The 3,328-nt window shown below is 73.4% G+C and carries 4 protein-coding genes; all 4 read left to right on the forward strand.

The genetic code is table 11. The features are described from left to right. Positions 1 to 496: DegT/DnrJ/EryC1/StrS family aminotransferase (locus tag ENSA5_RS33050; protein WP_181198409.1), on the forward strand; the 496-nt coding region annotated here is incomplete at its 5' end. Continuing rightward, positions 493 to 1,389, forward strand: coding sequence for a GNAT family N-acetyltransferase (locus tag ENSA5_RS33055; RefSeq protein ID WP_106395714.1), 897 nt, complete (start codon positions 493 to 495; stop codon positions 1,387 to 1,389). The genes ENSA5_RS33050 and ENSA5_RS33055, both read left to right, overlap by 4 nt. After that, positions 1,386 to 2,411, forward strand: a complete 1,026-nt coding sequence (locus tag ENSA5_RS33060) for a homoserine kinase (protein WP_106395715.1) — start codon at positions 1,386 to 1,388, stop codon at positions 2,409 to 2,411. The genes ENSA5_RS33055 and ENSA5_RS33060 overlap by 4 nt, the downstream gene beginning before the upstream one ends. Next, entirely contained in the window at positions 2,408 to 3,253 is an 846-nt protein-coding gene (locus ENSA5_RS33065; protein WP_181198410.1) for an inositol monophosphatase family protein, read from the forward strand. Before ENSA5_RS33060 ends, ENSA5_RS33065 begins: the two co-directional genes overlap by 4 nt. The last annotated feature ends 75 nt before the right edge of the window (positions 3,254 to 3,328 follow it).

A 3,328-nucleotide genomic window follows, 5' to 3' on the forward strand; every position in this document is an offset into this window, starting at 1 on the left:
CCCCTGGTTCACGGACGTCGCCGATGCCCTCGCCCACCCCCTGCCGCCGCCCTGCGCCGTCGACATGGACGGGGCGACCGCCGGGCGGGTGCTCGCCCGCCTCACCGAGGTCGACGCGCCTGAGCTCGCCGCGCGCCTCGCCGAGGTCCTCGCCGCGCGCGCGCCCGCCAACCTTCGCCCGCGCCCCCACGACCCCACGCTGCCGCGGCTGTACTTCGCCGTCGAGGTCGCTCCCGACGAGCGCCACGCCCTCGCCGGCGCCCTCGCGGCGAGGGGCGTCGAGACCAGCTGGCTGTACCTGCCGCTGCACCAAAGCCCGCGCTACGCCGGCTATGCCCGCGCCGACGCGCCGCTGATCCACGCCGACGCGCTGTGGCCCAAGCTCTTGCTCCTGCCCTGCCGCGGCTGGTTGAGCCCGACCCAGGTCGAGCGCCTGGCCGAGGCCCTCGGGGCCCTCGCCTCGCTCGAGCCCGCGGCCACGGAGGCGCGACCATGAGCGTCGACGCGCGCTGCTCTCCCTACGCCAGCGCGGCCTGGGGCCGCCACGTCGCCACGGTGTTCGGCGGCAGCTTCGAGCGCCACGTCGTGTGCCTCGCGGGCGGCCAACGCAAGGCCCGCGAGCTCCAGGTCCCGATCCTTCGGGGCGGGCGCCTGGCCGCCGCCGGCTTCGTGTGTGGGCACATCGGCTACGGCGGGGTCTACGACAGCCGCACGGGCCAGGCTGCCCCGCTGCGCCGCCAGCTCGACGCCCTCGCCCAGCTGAGCGAGGCCCTCGGCGAGCCCTGCCTGCGCCTGGTCACGCCGCCCCTGCGGCCCGAGCAGCTCAGCGCCCCCCGCTGGGACGCGCACCGCTCACAGACCGCGATCAAGGTTCTCGGCGGCGCGGGCGAGCTGCGAGCGAGCTATGACGGGGGCGTGCGCACCGCCCTTCGGAAGATCCTGCGTCAGCCGGGCCTGCGCGTCGGCCTCCTCGCGGCGCCCGAGCGCGGCGCCGCCGTCGAGTTGATCCACGCCACCCAGGAGCGGGTCGAGTCCCCCTACCTCAGTCCGCCCGCGCTGATCGAGGGGATGATCCCCGAGGCCCCCACCCCCCACTTCCTGGCCGTCGGCGCGTGGCTGCGCGACGAGCTGATCAGCGTGGGCTGCTTCGTACTGAACGGCCGCGAGGCTGCCTACTATCTCAACGGCTGGAGCGCGCGCGCCCGCGAGCTCGGCCCCAACTACGCCATGCTCGACGCCGCCCTCCAGCTCCTGAGCCTCCGCGGTGTCGAGCGCGTCGACCTCGGCTGCTCCCACCACAGCGCGCTCGCCGATCACAAGCGGCGCTGGGGCGCCGAACTCCACACCTTCCTCCGCCTGTCCAACCCGACCCAGCACACCCGATCATGAACCGACTTCACCCCTTCATCGACCTCGACCGCGACGCCGTCGCGGACCTGACCGCCGACTACAGCCTCGGCGAGCTGCGCTCCGTCGAGCCCCTGGTCTCGGGGATCATCAACACCAACTACCTCCTGCGGACCGACGCGGGCGACTACCTCCTGCGCCTGTACCCGCCCGAACGCAGCGCCGACGCCCTGCGCTTCGAGTTCTCGACTCTCGCGCGCCTGGCCGAGGCCAACTTCCCCTGCCCGCGGGTGATCGCCGACGCCAAGGGCAAGACCGTGGGCTTGTCCGAGGCCCACACCCGCCACTACGCCGTGCTCGAGTTCATCCCCGGCGAGACTCTGGCCCGGGAGGCCATCGACGCGGGCATCGTCGAGCAGATCGGCGACCTGTTCGCCGACATGCAGCGGACCCTCAGCGGCTTCGTGCCCGAGGGCGACAAGCCTCGCGCCGACCTCGAGTTCGTGCGCGAGCTGGGCGAGGCGACCCTGGACCGCGTCGCGGCCCTGGCGGGTGAGGGCCCGGCCACGGCCGCGCGCCTGCGGGCGATCTGGGCCGGCAGCCACGCCCGCTTCGACCAGCCCAGGGACGGCGCCCCGAGCCTCGAGCGCGGGGTCGTGCACGCCGACCTCTACTTCGACAACGTCATTGTCGAGGGCGATCGCGTCCGCGGGATCATCGACTTCGACGACAGCTACTACGGCCTGTTCCTCATCGACCTGGCTGTGACCTTGATGGAGTTCACCTTCGTCGAGGCCGACGCCCTCGACTTTGGCCTCGGCGAGCGCCTGCTCCGGCGCTACTACGCCCGCCGTCCCGAGGCCAAGGGCGAGGCCCACCTGGTCCACGACGGGATGATCTGCGCCTGCTTCAAGTACCTCGGCTACACCGCCGATCTACCCGAGTACGCGGGCGAGGCTCTGCTCGGCAACGAATACATCGCGCGCATCGACTACCTCGCCCGGCCCGAGATTCGGGCGAAGGTCGAGGCGATGGTCGCCGCGGCCGTGGAGGCCCCCTCGTGACCACCCCGCGCCCCCAGCCCCTCGACGCGGCCCCCGAGCTGCACCGCCGCGCCCTGGCCCTGGCCCTGCGCGCCGCGGACCTGGCCCGGGAGCTCGTGCGCGCGGCCGAGCGCGGCGAGTCGAGCTCCGGGGCGAGCGCCCTCGGGGCGCGCTTGAAGCTCGACGGCTCGGTGGTCACGGCCGTCGACCTCGAGGTCGAAGCCCGGGTCCGGGCGCTGATCGGCGCCCAGTTTCCCGACCACGCCATCCTCGGCGAGGAGCTCTCCGACCACGAGAGCGAGGCCGAGGCCGAGCCTCCGTCCGCCTACGAGTGGGTCATCGATCCCATCGACGGCACCGCGGGCTTCGTCCACGGCGTGCCTCTGGCGGCCACGCTGATCTGCCTGCGCGAGCGCGGCGTGCCCGTGGTCGCCGTCGCCGACTTCCCCAGCATCGGCCGGCGCCTCCACGCCGTGCGCGGCTGCGGGACCCACGAGGACGGTCGACCGGTGCGCGTGTGCCCGAGCTTCGACCCGAAGCAGGACATCGTCTGCCACGGCGACCCCTACACCTTCGCGCTGTCCGGGCACAGCGAGTGGATCGAGCGGGCCCAGGGTCAGCTCAAGTTCTTCCGCTCGTATACCGACGCCTTCGGGCACTACTTGGTCGCCCGGGGCAGCGCGGCGCTGGTCCTCGACGCCGCCATGGAGCGCTGGGACCTTGCGGCCACGCGCCTGCTCGTCGAGGAGGCGGGCGGCATCGTGGCGCGCTTCCCCGACCGCAACGATCCCCGGCGCAGCACGGTGATCTCGGGCTGCGAGGCCGGCGTGCAGTGGATGCGCGACCTCCTCGGAGCCGCCTAGCAGCCGCCGAGTCCTTTCTCATTCGCTAACGATCAACTGGTCCCGCCCCCGCTGTGGGAGCGCGCGACCCCCCAC

Origin of the sequence: Enhygromyxa salina (assembly GCF_002994615.1) — a bacterium.
GTDB lineage: Bacteria > Myxococcota_A > Polyangia > Nannocystales > Nannocystaceae > Plesiocystis > Plesiocystis salina_A.

Bases quoted from the DNA above. Each gene is read 5' to 3' on its own strand.
- ENSA5_RS33060 (WP_106395715.1), top strand. From the start codon at position 1,386: ATGAACCGACTTCACCCCTTCATCGACCTCGACCGCGACGCCGTCGCG.
- ENSA5_RS33055 (WP_106395714.1), top strand. From the start codon at position 493: ATGAGCGTCGACGCGCGCTGCTCTCCCTACGCCAGCGCGGCCTGGGGC.